This window comes from Arthrobacter arabinosi, assembly GCF_054511115.1.
The window spans coordinates 43,457-59,011 of record NZ_JBTNDF010000005.1; the positions used below are offsets into that span (position 1 = coordinate 43,457).

Here is a 15,555-nt window from a genome sequence, read left to right on the forward strand (position 1 = left end):
GGGGTGCGGGATCAGTGAACGGGCGCCGGCGCAGGGACTGTGCCCACGCCGGACACGAGGTCCAGGGCGATGCTCTTTCCCCCGATGGTCACGGTGGGAACCGGCCCGCTGTAGGAGACGGCGGTCGCCAGGCCCCGGGCCTCGACGCCGTCCGCCGCCGTGTAGGAGACCTCGTTGCCGATCAGCGCGGCCGCGGAGGAGCGCATCTGGAGGTGGAAGTTCTCCTCGCTGACGCCGGTCATCTGCGTGATCTTCTCCATCATGGCCAGCTGGGTGGTCTGCGAGATCATCTGGTTGGTGTCCATGGGGGCGCTGGGATCCTGGTTGCGGAGCTGGCTGACGAGCAGGGACATGAACACCTCGGAGTCCATGGTCTGCTTCCGGGTTCCGGTGGCCGGGGTCTCGGTGGGGGCGAAGGTCGCGGACGCGACGGGGTCGATGGGCATGGTGTCCTTCCGGATCAGGCGAACAGATCGAGGGTGGAGGAGCCCGCGGCGGGGCTGGGGGTCCAGGCGGTGCCCTGCACGGGTCGGGAGACCGCTGTGGCGGCGTGGCCGGACGGCTCCTCGCGCCGGCCGTCCCGGCGGTCCTCGGGTGTGCCGGTCCCGAGATCGAGCGACGCGGACAGGCCCGACGACGACGCCTCGCGCCGCAGATCCGGCATCGCCTGCTTGAGGGCCTCGCGCCCGCCGTCCGTGGAGGAGAAGAACTCGAGCCGCGTGCCGTCCGGGGCGAAGCTGGCGCGGATGGTGATGGGGCCGAGATCGTCGGGTGCGACGGTCACGGTGATGGTGCTCGTCCCGCCAGGCGCGTCAGCCACTGACTGTGCCAGCGCGAACGCGTGGCCGCCGAGCTGCTGCGGCAGGAGTGCCGCAGCCGGCCGGACCGGCGCCGCTGGTACCGCATCGGCGGCTCCGACGACGGCGCTGCCGGACACCAGCTGCAGGGGTGCGGGCAGATCGGCGCGACCGTGTACGGGCTGCAGGGCCGAACCGGACTGCTCGGCCGTTCCATCAGCGGTCCTTCCGCCGGCAACCGTTCCGTCAGCGGCCGGGGGCGGCGTGCCGGGATCGGTGGTGTCCTCCGTGCCGGCCTCTGCCGCGGGGGCGGTCGCCTCGGGTATCGGATCGGATGCAGTCACGACACCGTCCGCCGGAGCGGCAGGAGCAGGCGCGGCGCCCGAGCCGGGTGGGGCAGTCCCAGAGCCCGCACCGGGTGGAGCTGCTGCGGCGCCCATGTGGGCGGAACCCGCCGCAGTACGAAGATCCGACGACGACGACGCCGCGGTGACGGTGTCGGTGATGATGCCTGTGCCTGTCGAGGGCGCCCCTGTGTCCGTACCCGACGGCGCAGCACCGGGAACGGCTGGTGCAGCAGGCACCCCCGATGCCGCGCTCAGGACCGGCGTGGCCTCGCTCTCAGCCCCCGTCGGCGCCGCCCCGGTGACCGTTCCCGGCATCGCCTGTGCAGAGGACACCGTGCTTCCGGGTACGCCGGCATCGCCGCCGGACGACGCTGCGCCTACCGGGACGGCATCGCCGCCGGACGACGCCACGTCTCCGGGGACCGAAGAGCCGGTGTCCGCATCGACGTCAGGGGGGACCGCGGGCCCCGGGCGTGTCTGCGTGACCGGTCCGTGCCCGGGTTCCGAGGCGGACGCCGCCGGGGAGGCGGTGACGCTCGGCGTCGTCCCCTCCGTGGACCCGGCGCCCGCAACCGATACTGCAACCGATCCCGCAGGGACAGCGTCGGTTCCCTCCGCGGCGGACGCTGCCGGCACCCTCGAGGTGGCGCCGTCACGACGGATCGTGGAAGGGACGCCGCCCCTGCCGTCGCGATCCGCGCGATCCGCTTCGGCGTGGGTGGTCGGGCGAGCTCGGCTTCCGGCCGGGATCGGGCCCGGTCCGGCTGCCGTGCCTGCTGCAGTACCGGCGACACCGTGAGGACCAGGGCCGGAGGTGCGGCCGACGACAGGGGTGGCGGCGCGGTCCGCCCCACGACCCGCGACACCGCCCGCGGCATCGCCGACACGGCCGGCCCCGCGCTCGCCCGGGCGCTCCCCCGCATGCCTCCGGTACAGATCGCCGAAGGACGACGCCGGATGCGTGTCGCGGGGACCTGCACTTGGGCGCGACGGATCCGTTGCCGCGCGCGGAACGGCTGCTGCGGGAAGCCCCTGAACGGGAGTCATCGCGCCATGCTCGCGAGGAAGGCCGCCTGGCCCGCGTACGCCGGTTCGGCAGGCTCCGGAGCCACGGCGGCGGCGACCACCGGGGCCGCCACTGACGCGGCTCCGGCGGGAGCTGCAGGCAGGATGCGGCGGATGGTGGTGATGTTCGCGTCGGTCTCCCACATGTCGCGGACCGCGACGGTCTTGCCGGGTTGCGGGGCGTCGATCGCCTTGCCTCCTCCGAGGTACATCGACACGTGGCCGCCCTCGAGGCTGAACAGCAGGTCGCCGGGCTGGGCCTCCGCGAGTGACGGGACGTGGGTCCCGGCGTTCATCTGGTCCCAGGTCACGCGCGGGATCTGGATGCCGATATCCGCGTATGCGCGCTGGACGAAGCCCGAACAGTCGAGGCCGGACGCCGGGTCGGTGCCTCCCCACACATACGGGATGCCCTCGTAGGACCGCGCGGCCTCGATGAGACGGGCTGCATCCGACGAGGCAGGAACAGGCAGCGGGGTGGTGTCCGCGCCGACGACGGGCGCCGGGGACCCGGTGACCGGGACGACGGCGGGCGGCGCCGCGTCGGCGACCTCGACGGCCGCTGCGGGCGACCCGGCACCGGACGCACCCGAAGCACCGGACGCACCTGACGTACCTGACGTACCTGACGCACCCGACGCCGCGGACGCACCCGCGAGTGCGTCCGCGAACAGGCCGGCGGAGGTGCTCGATGCGGCCTTCGACGAACCCGCCGAGGCTCCGGCCGCCGTCGTCACCCCTGCTGCTGCACTGCCCTGCGTCCGGGCCGCGGGGGCGGAGAGCATCGTGAGCGTGGACTGGATCTGCTGGATGCGGCCTACCGCGTCGGTGATGGTCATGATCTCTCCCCTGCACCGCGCCGGGCACTGCTGACCGAGGCGAGTTCGTCGAGGACACGCTGTTCGGCACCGATCAGTGCGGCAGCCTCCGTGTCCCGGTGGCGGTCCTCGAGCTTCTCGAGGCCCATGGTCGCCGCGCGTGCCGCGCGGTACTGGTCCTGGGCGCGGTGCTGCTCACCCTGCAGGTGCGCTTCGAGGGCGTGCAGGTCGGCGAACATGCTGCGTGCCGACGCCCGGGCCGCGGCCACCGCATACAGGGACGCCGAGCCGGCGGGGCTGATGTCCGTGCCGTCGAGGGCGTCGCTGAGGACATCCGCGCGGTCGCGCGATGCCCGGAGGCGTTCGTTCGCTGCGGCCAGGGATCCCGCGGCTTCGTCCTCGCGCAGCTGGCGCAGCCGGAGCAGGCCCGCGAGGGGGAACTGTCGTGCCATCAGGAGACTCCCATCGATGCGGTGAGGTGTGTCAGGCGGTTCCAGGCGTCGCCGGACGGGGTCTGCTCGTCCATCCGCTGCTGCAGGAACGCGTTGATCCCGACCTCGTGGTTCAGTGCGGCGTCCACCAGCGGATTCGACCCGCGGGCGTACGCACCGACGTCGATGAGGTCCTGGGCGGCCTTCCGCGCGGCGAGGGTCCTGCGCAGCAGGCCGGCGACCGCGGCCTGCTCGCGCGTGGTGACGCGGGACGCCACCCGGGAGATCGAGGCCAGCGGGTCGATCGACGGGAAATGCCCGGCGACGGCGAGTTTGCGGTCGAGCACCACATGCCCGTCGAGGATGGACCGTGCAGCGTCGGCGACCGGCTCGTTGTGGTCGTCGCCGTCCACGAGCACGGTGTACATGCCGGTCACGGATCCTGATGCTCCCGTCCCCGCGCGTTCCAGGAGCTGCGCGAGGAGGGAGAAGGTGGACGGCGGGTAACCGCGGGTCGCGGGGGGTTCGCCGACGCTGAGTCCGATCTCACGCTGCGCCATCGCGACGCGGGTGAGCGAGTCCATCATGAGCATGACGTCGGCGCCGCCGTCGCGGAACGCCTCCGCGATCCGTGTGGCGACGAACGCCGCGCGCAGGCGCAGGAGTGCCGGTTCGTCCGACGTCGAGACCACCACGATCGACCGGGCGAGGCCTTCGGCACCGAGATCGTCCTCGAGGAACTCCCGGACCTCGCGGCCGCGCTCGCCCACCAGGGCGATCACCGAGACGGCGGCGTCCGTGCCCCGGGCGATCATCGACAGCAGCGAGGACTTCCCGACCCCTGACCCGGCGAACAGACCCATGCGCTGCCCGCGTCCCACCGTGGTGAGCGTGTCCATCACCCGCACGCCGAGCTGGAGGGGTTCGGTGATGCGCGTGCGTTCCAGGGCGGGCGGCGGGGTGTTGCCCAGGGACACCCAAATGACGTCGGTCAGCGGGCCGCGCCCGTCGATGGGCCGCCCCACGCCGTCGAGCACGCGCCCCAGCAGCCCCGGTCCCACAGGTACCAGCAGTGGCCCCCCGTGGGCGCGCACGGGGGCTCCCGCCTGGATTCCGGCGAGGTGGGAGTACGGCATGCAGCGCAGGCCGGTGAGCGAGGCGGCGACCACCTCGGCGTCGACGGTTCCCGAACCGTCGTCGGGATCGCCGATCGTGACGACGTCCCCGATGGCGCAGTCGAGGCCGGCGACGTCGATGCCGAGGCCCACCACGGAGGCGACCCTGCCGAACCGCTGGGGTGCGGCGGCGGCGAGCGCATGCCCGACGGCGTCCTCGAGGGTGAGGCTCACGCGGTACCCCCGGCGAGGGCCGACCGCACGCGGGCGAGGGCAGTACCCAGGCGGGCGTCCACATGCCCGTTCGGGCACTCCGCCACGGCGTCGCCCCGCTGGAGGGACGCATCGGGGACAAGGGTGACAGCAGCCGGAGTGTCGCGCGGTGCGAGGACGGCCAGGTCCGCGGGATGCAGGCGTACAACGCGCACCTCCTCGCCGTCCGCCCCCCGGAGGGCGCGCGCGACGGCGGCGCGCGCCGAGGACGGGCCGTCCTCGAGGGCGCGGCCGAGCAGGGCCTCGGTGATGTGGACAGCGGCGTCGAGGATGCGGGTGCGGGCCTCGTCGAGGACCGGGGCGATCCGCGCGTCGAGGGCCCGCGCAGCTGTGTCGAGGACCTCCAGGCGCTGCGCGAGGACGGCGTCCGCGTGTGCGCGGGCGGCGGCCTGCTCGGCGTCGAGCCGTGCCCGGTGCTCCGCGAGTTCGGCGCGGGCGAGGGCCAACCCGTCGGCGTAACCGGCGGCGTGGCCCTGAGCGACGGCCACGTGGGAGGACTGGCCGGTGCCGAGGCGGGGGAAGGCGAAGGGGGTCAGGGCGTCAGTCGACATATTCGTCCTCGTCCCCGCGCTGGATGGTGATGGTGCCCAGTGCCTCGAGGTCGCGGATGGCACGCACCACCTCCGCACGGGCTTCCTCGACCTGCGACATGCGGACCGGCCCGATGGCACGGATCTCGTCGTCGAGGAGCTCCCGGTTGCGCTCCGACACGTTGGAGCGGATCACGGTCACCACGGCTTCGGCGGCACCCTTCATCGCGAGCGCGAGGACCGCGGAGTCGATGCCGCGGAGCACCTGCTGGACGTCGCGGCGCTCGAGGTTGACGATGTCCGCGAAGGTCAGCATGCGGGCGCGGACCTCCTCGGCCAGCGCCGGGTCGCGGTGTTCGAGGCCCTCGAGCAGCGCGCGTTCGGTGCTGATGTCGGCCCGGTTGATGATGTCGACCAGGGGCTGGATGCCGCCGATCGCCGTCGTGCCCCGGCGCGGTGCCGCGACGGCGCCGGCCCTGATCTTGATGGTGTCGGCCACGATGGCCACGGCCTCGGGTGTCGCGGAACCCATGGTGGCGATGCACTGGGCCACGTCGGTTCCGGTGTCCTGGTTCAGCCCGGCGAGGACGGTCGACGCGCGTTCGGGCTTGAGGTGCGCGAGGACCAGGGCGATGGTCTGCGGCAGCTCGCCCTCGAGGACCGTCTGGATCTGACCGGGTTCCACGCTGTCGAGGAATTCGAAGGACTTGCCGGCCGCCGTCGAGGCCAGGCGCCCCACCACGCCTGCCGCGCGCTCCGTGCCGAACGAGGATTCGAGGAGGCCGATGGCCACGTCCATGCCGCCGCGCGTCCGGCGTCGGCCGCTGGTGGAGAGCTCGTGGAACTCGGCGAGCGCCTCCTCGGCCGCGGCGGGTTCGACGCGGCGCAGGCGGACGATCTCCGCGACGATCTCCTCGGCCTCGGCCTCGGACATCTGCTTGAGGACGTCCGCCGCCCGGTGCTGGTCCAGCTGCATGAGCACCATCGCCGCCTTCTGGGTCCCGGTCAGGGAGGTGCGGGCGAGGGTGCTCATACGCTCTGCCTGTCATCCATCATGCTGCGCAGGAACTCGGCCGTCTTCGCCGGGTCCTGGGAGGCGAGGGCGTCGACCTCCGCACGCATGCGCTCGAGGTCGGATTCCGCCGCGGTGGCCGCCAGTGCGTTCTGCACCGCGGCGACATCGATCGTGGTGGTGTTCGGGGCCGGCTCCAGCGGGGTGAGGAGGGCGATGGCGGGGTCGACCACGGGCGCAGCCGGCGCAGGGATCGCCGGGTAGACGCCCTGCAGCTCCCCGAGGTCGAGCGGTTCGCGCCGCTGGCGGCGGGACCGGCGTGCGTAGATGATGAGCGCCACGATGGCGACGAAGAGGATGGCCGCCACGATGGACAGGGTCCGGATGAGGTCGGCGCGCTGCTGGGCGGCGTCGGCCGCTTTCGCGTCGGCGAGAGCATCCGCGGCGGCTTTCGATCCGGTGTCGCTGAACGGCAGCTCCTCGACCGTCACCACGTCTCCGCGCGCCGTGTCGATCCCGGCGGCGCTCGAGACGACCGCGGTGAGCGCCGCGACGTCCATGTTGGCGGTGGCGCCGCGGTTCACCGCGACCGAGATGGTCTGGCGGTTGACGCCGCCGGCGGGCACCGTGGTGGACTCCGTGGTCTTGTTCACCGCGTTGTTGCGCGTGCTCGTCACGGAGTTGAAGGTGCCGTCGCCGTCGGTGGTGCCCTCCGGCACGGCGATGTTGTCCGGTCCCAGGACACCGGCCTGGCCGCCTCCGGCTCCCTCGTACTCCTCGGTGGAGGTGGACTCGTTGAGCGCGGGTGCGTTCTCCGGCGTCGTGAAGCTCTCCTCGACGCGCTCGGCACTCTCACGCTTCATGTCCGCGGCGACGGCGACGGTGGCGTTGCCGACCCCGACCACGCGGTCGAGCATGGCCTGCACGGACGCCTGGATGCGCTGCTCGTAGTCCGATGCCTGCTGGTCGCTGCCGCCCGTCGCACCGACGCCGACTGCGGAGAGCACCCGGCCCTCGGAGTCGATCACGGCGACGTCCGCGGCGTCCATGCGGTCGATCGAGGCGGAGGTGAGGTGCGTGATCGCCTGCACCTGGTCGCTCGACAGGCTGGCACCCGGGTTGGTCTCGACGAAGACCGACGCCGTCGGCTTGCCCTGTTCGGCCACGAACACGGTGTCCTCGGGGATGGCGAGGCGGACCGTCGCAGCCTTGACGCCGTCGATCGCGGAGACCGTCGCGGCGAGCTCCCCCTCGAGCGCCCGCTTGTAGGTGGTGGACTGCTGGAACTCGGAGGACGTGACCCCCATGTCGTCGAGCAGTGAGTAGCCTCCGGTGGAGGACGACGGCAGGCCCGCGGAGGCCGCCTTGATCCGCTGGTCGTACACGGCGCCCTCGGGGACGAGGATGGTGCCCCCGCCCTGGGTCAGTTCGTAGGGCACGCCGTCGGTCTGCAGCTGGTCGACGATGGTGCTGGCGTCCTCCCCGCTCAGACCGGAGAACAGCGGCGTGTAGGAGGGCTTGGACAGCCAGGAGGTCAGGGCGATCCCGCCGAGTACGAGCACGGCGACGCCGATGATGGCGATGGTGCGCTGGGCGATGGTGAAGGCTTTCACGGCGTCACCCAGGCGGGTGGCGGCGGCGGACAGGGGCGTGGGCATCAGGCCTGCATCCTCATGATCTCGTTGAAGGCGTCGACGCCCTTGTTCCGGACGGCCGCGACGAGTTCCAGGGTGACCTGGGCGCGTGTCGAGGCGAGCGTCGCATTGTGGATGTCGGTGAGGTCACCGGTGACGGCCTGCACGGCGAGCTCGTTCGACGTCGACTGCAGGCCCTGCAGGTCGTCGACGGCGGAGGTGAGGGAGGTCGCGAACCCCTCGCCGCCGGCGTCGGACACGGCACCGACGGACGGCAGGTAGGAGGTGGCGGCGGGCTGGACGGCGCCGATGGCGGGGACGGGCATCAGGAGCGTCCGATCTGGAGGGCTGCTTCGTAGGTGGCTTTGGCGCGGTCGACGACGGCGGCGTTGGCCTGGTAGCCGCGCTGCGCCATGATGAGCTGCCCCATCTGGGCGCTCATGTCGATGTCGGGGTAGCGGACGTAGCCGTCCGCATCCGCGAGGGGGTGGGTGGGTTCGTGGACCAGGCGGCCCTCGGCGCTGCCGAACTCGGTCCCGGCGACGTACGCGCCCTGCCCGTTCCCGTCGGCGCGCGCCGTGACGTAGCGCTGCTGGAAGGCGGCGCCGTCGGTCGAGGTGACCGTGTTGGCGTTGGCCATGTTGTCGGCGACGGCGTCGAGCCACTTGCGGTGCAGGGTGAGCCCCGTGCCGGAGATGCCGATGGCGTCGAAGGTCATCAGTTGGTCCTCAGGGCGGTGCGGATGCTGGTGAAGGGGCCCTCCACGGCGCGGGCCGCGAACTGGAAGCGCAGCACGGTGTCGATGTTGGAGAGGGTCTCCGTGTCCATGTTGACGTTGCTGCCGTTGAGCCGGGTGGGTTCGAGGGAGGTGTCAGTGGTGGCCTGCACGCTGCCGTTGCCCATCGACACGGACCGTGCGAGGGCGTCCTCGAAGCTGACCCGCTGCGCATGGAAGCCGGGGGTGTTGACGTTGGCGATGTTGTTCGCTGTGACGCGCTGGCGCAGGGCGAGCCCGTCGAGGGCGCTGCGCAGGGCGAGCGAGGACACGGAATCGAGCACGGCGGCAGAACCTCTTCTTGCACGGCTGAGCGGCCGATCCATGGCCTGGGGGTGAGCGATCCATGCTCACCGGGAACTATCGGACATGTGCCCGGCAGTTGTAAGGCGCTTGCGAAGAAGCTTTCAGCCCGTGACGTCGAGGTAGACGGCGGACTGCCGCGGCGCTGTCGCCGCCTGCACGGATCCGAGGGCGGACCGGTGGCGCCGCAGGGTGTCGGCGTCTGCGGTCAGCTGTGCAAGAGCCGCCCGCTGACGTTCGCTGATGCGCCGAGCCCGCGGCAGGAGTTCGGCGGGGATGGGGCCGTCGACCTGCGGTGGTGTCCAGCCGGCGAGGACGGCGGTCTGGCGTCTGATGTCACCGGCTGCGATGTCTCCCGCGGCGGTGTCGTCGCCCGCGGCGTCGAGTGCAGTCCCGAGCGCGGCCTCGAGCGCGTCGAGGACGGCCGTCCAGGCTGTGAGGGCTGCGGTCGCCGTCGGGCTGTCGGGGTCAGCCGGCGCCGTCGGGTTGTCGGGCTCAGCCGACACCGAGCACTCCGAGGGAGCGGGGCGCGTCCTGGTCCTGAGGGAACAGTGGTGCGGTGCCGGCGGGAGCCTGGCCGGTGCTGGCCGCTTCGTGCCAGGCCTGGCGCAGCGGCTCGAGGATCTCGGCACACTCCGCCGTCCTGGTGCGGTCCCGCCGGGTGTTGGCCTCGATCAGGGTCTGCCGCACATAGGTGTAGACGGACATGAGCCCGGCCGCGCCGTCCCAGACATCGGTGCGCAGCGAGGACATCAGCTCGCCGACGATGTCCTGGGCATGCAGCAGGTTCTCCGAAGCCACCGACCATTCCCCCGTCTCCTGAGCGACGCCGGCGCGCGCGAGGTCGAGCAGCAGCCGGTCGTAGAGCATGGTCAGCAGCCCGGCGGGCGTCGCCGAGAGCACGGCGTCCTGCACGTACTGCGAGCGCTTGGCCTGGTATCCGTTCATCTGCAGCATCTAGAGCCCGCTTCCCGTGGGGAGGCCTGCCAGCTGGGACGACAGCCAGTCCCCCTGTGATTGAAGTTGTGAGAGTTGGACCTCGAGCGCCGAGTAGGTGCGCTCCAGGGTCGCCCGGCGTTTCTCGAGCCGGGAGTCCCAGCCGGACACCTGGTCGTTGAGGCTGCGGACCGTCGATTCCTGGCTCTTGATCCGCCGTGTGAGCTCGCCGTCGTACTTGTCCGACGCTGCCTTGCCGGCCTCCGCGACGCGCGTCGAGAGCTGCGTGAGGGCGTCCTTCACGGCCGCCGGGTCCTTCGCGAGCGCTGCGGCGAACTTCTCGGCGTCGAACTCGACGGTCCCGGAGCGCGTGAGCGTGATGCCGAGTTCCGACGTCGACCGGCTGTTGACGGGCGCCGTCGCCGCGGTGAGCATCGACTGGGTGATTCCGCGGACGGCGCTGTCGCCGGTGAACCGGCCCGACGTCGGGGCGGCACTGGCCGTCGCACCCGGTGTGACCTTCGTGTTCGTCTCCACGAAGGAGAAGACGCTGCGCAGGGCGTCCACGAGCTCCTTCGCCTTCGTGGTGGTGGCCTCGGCGTCGCGGGAGACCGTCACGGACACCGGGTCGGTGGTGGTCTTGGCGACGGTGACGGAGACGCCCGGGAGGATGTCCGTGAAGGTGTTCGACGACGACGTGACGATCTGCTCGGCGGCGGTGCCGCCCCAGAGGACCACCTCGGCGTCCTGTGCGGCGCGGACGGTGGCCGCGCCGGGTTCGGCGAAGAGGTCGGTCGCGGTGCCGGCGGTGACGTCGGCGGCTGTCCCGCGGAAGACCGCGAAGCCGTGCCCGGCGCCGGGTTCCCGCGCCGTGAACTGGAGGCGGTACTGCTGGACGCCGGCGGCGTCGGTCCCGGCGCTGACCTTCGTGGCGGTGATGCCGACGCCGGCCTTGTTGACGGAGGCGACGACGTCGTCGAGGGTGCCGCTGGTGGCGATCTCGGTGGTGGTGCCGTCCTTCGCCCGCAGGGTCAGGCTGGAAGCGGCCGGCGAGAAGGTCGTCATGGCCACAGTGACGGAGGACTGTGATTGCGCGAGCTGCCGGATGGTGAAGTCGAGGGTGCCGGCGCCTGCCGACGACGTGGCCGTGGCGGTGGCGGCGTCGGAGCTGCTGGCGACCTTGTAGAGGTCGAGGGCTGCGGGCTTCGCGGTCTTCGTGGCGAGCTCGGTCAGGGAGCTCAGGCGGGTGTTGAGCTGCTGCAGGGCGGTGACGAAGCCCTGGGTCGAGGTGGCCTTCGCCCTGAGGATGGTCTGCGGGCGGGCTTCCAGCTGCATGAGCTGGTTGATCATGTTCGTGGTGTCCAGCCCGCTCGCGATGCCGTCGATGGAGAACGCCATGGGTCTACCTCTCGGGTGGAACGGGTCTGTGCTGGAAGCCTGTCGGAGGGGTGGTGCCGTGCAGGCGAATGCACGGTGGCGGGACCTCTCGGTCCAGGATCGGTCCCGCCACCGTGCACTCTTCGCCTACATACTCACCGTCTAGCGGAGGAGCTGAAGGACACCCTGGTTCATCTGGTTGGCCTGCGCGAGCATCGCGGTACCGGCCTGCGAGAGGATGTTCGCACGAGTGAAGTCCGCCATCTCCTTCGCCATGTCGGTGTCGGTGATGCGGGACTTGGCCGCCGAGAGGTTCTCCTGCGAGACGTTGATGCTGTTGATCGCGGACTCGAAGCGGTTCTGCACGGCACCGAGCTTGGAGCGCTCCGTCGAGACAGTCTCGATCTGGGTGTCGAGAGCCGCGATGGATGTCAGCGCATCGGCTGCGCTGGTGAAGGTCAGGCCCTTGACGGCCGTTGCGACTGCCTCGATGTCGGTCCTTGCGACAGTGATCTGATCGTTTGCAGCGTCCGAACCCGCACCTACCTGGAACGTCAAGGCACCCTCGGTCGCGCCTGCCGCGCTCAGCAGGTCCGTCCCGTTGAAGTTGGTGGACTTCGCGATCCTCGTGAGCTCCTCACCCAGAGCATCGACCTCGGTCTTGATGGCCTCGCGTGCCTTGTCGTTGTTCGAGTCGTTGCCCGACTGGACAGCCAGGTCGCGGACACGCTGCAGGATGCTGTGGACCTCGGACAGTGCACCTTCAGCGGTCTGGACCACGCTGATGCCGTCCTGGGCGTTGCGGGCTGCAACCCCCAGGCCACCGATCTGCGAGCGCAGGCCCTCGGAGATCGCCAGGCCGGCGGCGTCGTCGGCTGCACGGTTGATACGGAGACCGCTGGACAGCTTCTCGAGCGACTTGGACATGTCGCCCTGGGTGCTGGAGAGGTTGCGGTATGCGGTGTTGGCCGCGGTGTTGGTGTTGATCTGGAAACCCATGATGTATTCCTCCGTGAAAGGGTCGCTATCGCCGGCCCATCCATGGGCCTGCACCGGTAGCTATCGGAACGGACCCCTCAGGGTGTTAGCACTTGACGGAACTTTTTTGCGGCGCCCTCGGTCAGGTGCCGTGTGACGCAGCAAATCGCCAGTTTTCCCCGTGGGTTCGGCCGTAGCAGCCCGTATCGCGGTTCGGGGCACGGCGACGGCCGTAGGCTCGAGCTTCCACGGTCAGGGCCCTGATGGTGAAGGAAAGGAAGTACCTGATGCGTGCTGACACCCGTGCGCCCCGCAGGACTGGCCGGTTCCGGATGGGGATCTCCCGGGTCCCGGTGATCGCGACGATCGTCCTGGCGGCGCTGTACCTCGTGGGCCTCCTGCTCGGGGACCTCGTCCACGTCGACATCGCCGGCACACGGCTCGGCATCATCGTGGAAGTCGCCGCCGTCGCCGTGTGCGCCGGCGCGCTCCTGCGGACACGCCTGGCGCAGTGGCAGGTGGTGTTCGGCGCCGCGGCCGTGACTGCACGCGCGGTCGGCGACGTCTATTATCTCTCCGTGCTGGACGGGCAGCAGGCCCTCACCGACGTATCCGCCGCCGATATCGCGTACTTCTCCTTCTACCCGCTGATGTTCGGCGCCCTCTCGGTGATCGTGCGGAAGCTCAAGCGCGTGACGTGGTCCCTGCTGCTGGACAGCCTGGTGGGAGCGCTGGCCGCCGCATCCCTCATGGCCATGATCCTCACGCCGGTCCTGCACGCAGGGGCCGGAGGGGGCACGACGTTCGGGGTGGTCGTCGTCGTCATCTATCCCCTGCTCGATCTCCTGCTCATCACCGTTGTCGGCGGCCTGCTGGCCTCCCGCGGGCTCGATCTCGGGCCACGCTGGCTGCTGCTGGTCGCCGGACTGACACTCTTCGCCGCGGCGGACATCGCCTACGCCGCGGGCGTCCAGGAGTACACCGTCGGCTCCGTGGTCGACGCCGGCTGGATACTGGGGGCCGCTGCCATCGCCCTCTGGGTGGACGGCGTCGCGCGGAGCGGCACCGCGGATTTCCGCCAACGGAACCGCGGTCTCCCCGCTGCCACCGCCCTGCTGCTGTCCACCACCTCGGCCGTCGCCGTCCTGCTCATCGGCTGCCAGGTCCCGATCGCGCCCCTCGCGCAGGCCTTCGCCGCCCTCGCCCTCCTGCTGGCCGCGGTGCCTCTCCTGTTCCGGAACCGCATGCTCACCGCCCTCGCCACCACGGATGATCTGACCGGTCTGCCGAACCGCCGCGGGCTCGTCACCGATCTCCGCGGGCGGCTGGGTGGACGGCGCTCCGGCGCCCTGTTCTTCCTGGACCTCGACCGCTTCAAGGACGTCAATGACGCACTGGGGCACAATGTCGGGGACGCCCTCCTCGTCCAGGTTGCTGAGCGCTTCGCCAGGCCGCTGAGACCGAACGACCTCCTCGCACGCCTCGGCGGCGACGAGTTCGCTGTGTTCCTCGACGGGGTGGAGACGGATCAGGCACTCAAAGTGGCGCGGCGCCTGGAGGCCGAACTCTCGGAACCGGTCCGGATCGGCACGGCCTCACTGAAGACCAGCGTGAGTATCGGCATCGCACTCACGCCGGAGAACGGCACGGACATCGAACTCCTGATGCGCAAGGCGGATATCGCCATGTTCCGGGCCAAGTCCAGCCGCAGCGGTCACCACGTCTACGACGCGATGGACGACGACGGCGGCGCGCGGAAGCTGAGGACCCTCCAGGAGCTGCGCACTGCGTTGGCCGAGAACCAGTTCGAGCTGCACTACCAGCCCAAGGTCCACCTGACCGACGACGCCGTGACCAGCGTGGAGGCCCTGATCCGCTGGAACCATCCCGTGCTCGGTCAGCTGCCGCCGACGTCGTTCCTGCCCCTGGCCGAGGAGGCCGGCCTGATACCGAAACTGTCCACACTCGTACTCGAGGCCGCCGTGGGGCAAGTCGCGCACTGGCACGCCGACGGACTCACGGTCAGCGTCGCCGTGAACCTGTCCGGATCCTGCATCCAGCACGGTCTGCCCCGCCAGGTCCGCACCCTCCTCGCCCAGCACGGTATGCCGGCCGACTGCCTCATGCTCGAGATCACCGAAGACATGCTGATGGCCGACCCGGCGCACTCCGCGAAGATCCTCGCGCAGCTTCGCGCCGACGGCATCCAGGTGTCGATCGACGACTTCGGGACCGGTTACAGCTCCTTGGCGTACCTGCGTGACCTCCCCGCCGACGAGCTCAAGCTGGACCGCTCGTTCATCACTGCCATGCGCACGGATCGGCGCGCGAGCGGGCTCGTGGGCTCGATCATCGAGCTGGCGCACAGCCTCGATCTGCGCGTGGTCGCCGAGGGAGTCGACAACGAGGAGACCCTGATGGAACTGCGGGCGCTCGGGTGCGATCTCGCCCAGGGGTTCCACTTCGCCAAGCCGCTGCCGGCCGCGAAGCTGGTCCCCTGGATCACCCGGAACACACCGGTCGTGAAGGTCACCGCCGTTTCCGGATGAGCCCTGCCGGCAGGTTGTCGACGACGCGCCTGACGACGATCCCTTACATCGCGGCAGGCACCGCCGATAGTTCCCCCGGTTCCACCGTCCGTGGCACCGGGGAGGAGGTACGACCGTGAGCGCGCAGAATCTGTCCGCCCTGCTGTGGCAGGAGCGTGAACTGCTCGAGCTCCTCGTGTTCAAGCTCGAGGAGGAGCAACTCCTCCTCACCTCGGGCAAGACCCGCTGGCTGCAGCACGCGACCCGCGAGGTGGAGCGGGTGCTCGAACGGCTCCGCGACACGGGGCTGGCGCGGGCCGTGCACGCCACCGCCGTCGCGAAGGAATGGGGCATCGACGGCACCGCCACCCTCCGGGAGCTGGCTGCAGCAGCCCCCGACGAACCCTGGGGTGAACTGCTGACCGCGCACCTCCAGGCGATGACGGTCCTCGTGGCGCAGATCGGCGCCCTGCGCGACAGCAACCAGCACTTCCTGAAAGCGGCCAGCCGGTCCGCCCAGGAGACCCTTGCGGAGATCGGCACCGGCGCGGGCACCTATGCCGCGGACGGCGCCGCGAGCCGTGGCCACCGCCAGGGCCACGGACAACCCACCCTCCTCGACAAGGACATGTAGCG

General features: G+C 70.9%; 18 protein-coding genes. 3 read left to right on the forward strand and 15 right to left on the reverse strand.

From position 1 onward, the window contains the following. Positions 1–11 precede the first annotated feature (11 nt). Both ACX80P_RS13190 and ACX80P_RS13195 read right to left on the reverse strand, forming a co-directional pair. Positions 12–446, reverse strand: coding sequence for a flagellar hook assembly protein FlgD (locus tag ACX80P_RS13190; RefSeq protein ID WP_459278567.1), 435 nt, complete (start codon positions 444–446; stop codon positions 12–14). Between the two features lie 14 nt (positions 447–460). Further along, entirely contained in the window at positions 461–1,141 is a 681-nt protein-coding gene (locus tag ACX80P_RS13195; protein WP_459278568.1) for a flagellar hook-length control protein FliK, read from the reverse strand. Positions 1,142–1,301: 160 nt separating this feature from the next. Here ACX80P_RS13195 and ACX80P_RS13200 point away from each other — a divergent pair, with 160 nt between their 5' ends. Beyond that, a complete protein-coding gene (locus ACX80P_RS13200; protein WP_459278569.1) occupies positions 1,302–1,943 on the forward strand; it encodes a hypothetical protein in 642 nt (213 codons plus the stop codon). A gap of 244 nt (positions 1,944–2,187) precedes the next feature. On the opposite strand, the gene ACX80P_RS13205 is transcribed toward ACX80P_RS13200, so the two are convergent. The 13 genes from ACX80P_RS13205 to ACX80P_RS13265 all read right to left on the reverse strand — a co-directional run bounded on the left by ACX80P_RS13205 (position 2,188) and on the right by ACX80P_RS13265 (position 12,412). Beyond that, complete coding sequence (locus tag ACX80P_RS13205) at positions 2,188–3,048, reverse strand: C40 family peptidase (protein ID WP_459278570.1); 861 nt, start codon at positions 3,046–3,048, stop codon at positions 2,188–2,190. Beyond that, on the reverse strand, positions 3,045–3,479 hold the full coding sequence (locus ACX80P_RS13210) for a flagellar export protein FliJ (protein ID WP_459278571.1): 435 nt from the start codon (positions 3,477–3,479) through the stop codon (positions 3,045–3,047). The genes ACX80P_RS13205 and ACX80P_RS13210 overlap by 4 nt, the downstream gene beginning before the upstream one ends. Further along, positions 3,479–4,807, reverse strand: coding sequence for a FliI/YscN family ATPase (locus ACX80P_RS13215; RefSeq protein ID WP_459278572.1), 1,329 nt, complete (start codon positions 4,805–4,807; stop codon positions 3,479–3,481). Before ACX80P_RS13215 ends, ACX80P_RS13210 begins: the two co-directional genes overlap by 1 nt. Then, on the reverse strand, positions 4,804–5,397 hold the full coding sequence (locus tag ACX80P_RS13220) for a FliH/SctL family protein (RefSeq protein WP_459278573.1): 594 nt from the start codon (positions 5,395–5,397) through the stop codon (positions 4,804–4,806). The genes ACX80P_RS13215 and ACX80P_RS13220 overlap by 4 nt, the downstream gene beginning before the upstream one ends. Then, entirely contained in the window at positions 5,387–6,409 is a 1,023-nt protein-coding gene (gene fliG, locus ACX80P_RS13225; protein WP_459278574.1) for a flagellar motor switch protein FliG, read from the reverse strand. Before fliG ends, ACX80P_RS13220 begins: the two co-directional genes overlap by 11 nt. Beyond that, positions 6,406–8,046, reverse strand: a complete 1,641-nt coding sequence (gene fliF, locus ACX80P_RS13230) for a flagellar basal-body MS-ring/collar protein FliF (protein WP_459278575.1) — start codon at positions 8,044–8,046, stop codon at positions 6,406–6,408. The genes fliG and fliF overlap by 4 nt, the downstream gene beginning before the upstream one ends. Next, on the reverse strand, positions 8,046–8,348 hold the full coding sequence (gene fliE / locus ACX80P_RS13235; RefSeq protein WP_459278576.1) for a flagellar hook-basal body complex protein FliE: 303 nt from the start codon (positions 8,346–8,348) through the stop codon (positions 8,046–8,048). Before fliE ends, fliF begins: the two co-directional genes overlap by 1 nt. Continuing rightward, entirely contained in the window at positions 8,348–8,740 is a 393-nt protein-coding gene (locus ACX80P_RS13240; protein WP_459278577.1) for a flagellar basal body rod protein FlgC, read from the reverse strand. The genes fliE and ACX80P_RS13240 overlap by 1 nt, the downstream gene beginning before the upstream one ends. After that, a complete protein-coding gene (locus ACX80P_RS13245) occupies positions 8,740–9,081 on the reverse strand; it encodes a flagellar basal body rod protein FlgB (protein WP_104166945.1) in 342 nt (113 codons plus the stop codon). Before ACX80P_RS13245 ends, ACX80P_RS13240 begins: the two co-directional genes overlap by 1 nt. A 123-nt stretch (positions 9,082–9,204) precedes the next feature. Beyond that, positions 9,205–9,606, reverse strand: coding sequence for a hypothetical protein (locus ACX80P_RS13250; protein WP_459278578.1), 402 nt, complete (start codon positions 9,604–9,606; stop codon positions 9,205–9,207). Beyond that, positions 9,596–10,057: a flagellar export chaperone FliS gene (fliS, locus tag ACX80P_RS13255; RefSeq protein WP_459278579.1), complete on the reverse strand. Its 462-nt coding sequence runs from the start codon at positions 10,055–10,057 to the stop codon at positions 9,596–9,598. Before fliS ends, ACX80P_RS13250 begins: the two co-directional genes overlap by 11 nt. Then, positions 10,058–11,434 carry a flagellar filament capping protein FliD gene (gene fliD / locus ACX80P_RS13260; RefSeq protein WP_459278580.1) on the reverse strand — a complete coding sequence of 459 codons (1,377 nt, stop codon included), beginning with the start codon at positions 11,432–11,434 and terminating at the stop codon, positions 10,058–10,060. It lies immediately after the preceding gene. Positions 11,435–11,575: 141 nt separating this feature from the next. Beyond that, positions 11,576–12,412 (reverse strand): flagellin N-terminal helical domain-containing protein, encoded by an 837-nt coding sequence (locus ACX80P_RS13265; protein ID WP_459278581.1) that lies wholly within the window; start codon positions 12,410–12,412, stop codon positions 11,576–11,578. Positions 12,413–12,678: 266 nt separating this feature from the next. Here ACX80P_RS13265 and ACX80P_RS13270 point away from each other — a divergent pair, with 266 nt between their 5' ends. Both ACX80P_RS13270 and flgN read left to right on the forward strand, forming a co-directional pair. Next, on the forward strand, positions 12,679–14,940 hold the full coding sequence (locus ACX80P_RS13270) for a putative bifunctional diguanylate cyclase/phosphodiesterase (RefSeq protein ID WP_459278582.1): 2,262 nt from the start codon (positions 12,679–12,681) through the stop codon (positions 14,938–14,940). Positions 14,941–15,055: 115 nt separating this feature from the next. Continuing rightward, positions 15,056–15,553 (forward strand): flagellar protein FlgN, encoded by a 498-nt coding sequence (gene flgN, locus ACX80P_RS13275; protein ID WP_459278583.1) that lies wholly within the window; start codon positions 15,056–15,058, stop codon positions 15,551–15,553. Positions 15,554–15,555: the final 2 nt, after the last annotated feature.

Bases quoted from the DNA above. Each gene is read 5' to 3' on its own strand.
- ACX80P_RS13240 (WP_459278577.1), bottom strand. From the start codon at position 8,740: ATGACCTTCGACGCCATCGGCATCTCCGGCACGGGGCTCACCCTGCAC.
- ACX80P_RS13270 (WP_459278582.1), top strand. From the start codon at position 12,679: ATGCGTGCTGACACCCGTGCGCCCCGCAGGACTGGCCGGTTCCGGATG.
- ACX80P_RS13190 (WP_459278567.1), bottom strand. From the start codon at position 446: ATGCCCATCGACCCCGTCGCGTCCGCGACCTTCGCCCCCACCGAGACC.
- ACX80P_RS13200 (WP_459278569.1), top strand. From the start codon at position 1,302: ATGATGCCTGTGCCTGTCGAGGGCGCCCCTGTGTCCGTACCCGACGGC.
- fliE (WP_459278576.1), bottom strand. From the start codon at position 8,348: ATGCCCGTCCCCGCCATCGGCGCCGTCCAGCCCGCCGCCACCTCCTAC.
- fliD (WP_459278580.1), bottom strand. From the start codon at position 11,434: ATGGCGTTCTCCATCGACGGCATCGCGAGCGGGCTGGACACCACGAAC.
- ACX80P_RS13205 (WP_459278570.1), bottom strand. From the start codon at position 3,048: ATGACCATCACCGACGCGGTAGGCCGCATCCAGCAGATCCAGTCCACG.
- fliS (WP_459278579.1), bottom strand. From the start codon at position 10,057: ATGCTGCAGATGAACGGATACCAGGCCAAGCGCTCGCAGTACGTGCAG.
- fliF (WP_459278575.1), bottom strand. From the start codon at position 8,046: ATGCCCACGCCCCTGTCCGCCGCCGCCACCCGCCTGGGTGACGCCGTG.
- ACX80P_RS13210 (WP_459278571.1), bottom strand. From the start codon at position 3,479: ATGGCACGACAGTTCCCCCTCGCGGGCCTGCTCCGGCTGCGCCAGCTG.
- fliG (WP_459278574.1), bottom strand. From the start codon at position 6,409: ATGAGCACCCTCGCCCGCACCTCCCTGACCGGGACCCAGAAGGCGGCG.
- ACX80P_RS13220 (WP_459278573.1), bottom strand. From the start codon at position 5,397: ATGTCGACTGACGCCCTGACCCCCTTCGCCTTCCCCCGCCTCGGCACC.
- ACX80P_RS13265 (WP_459278581.1), bottom strand. From the start codon at position 12,412: ATGGGTTTCCAGATCAACACCAACACCGCGGCCAACACCGCATACCGC.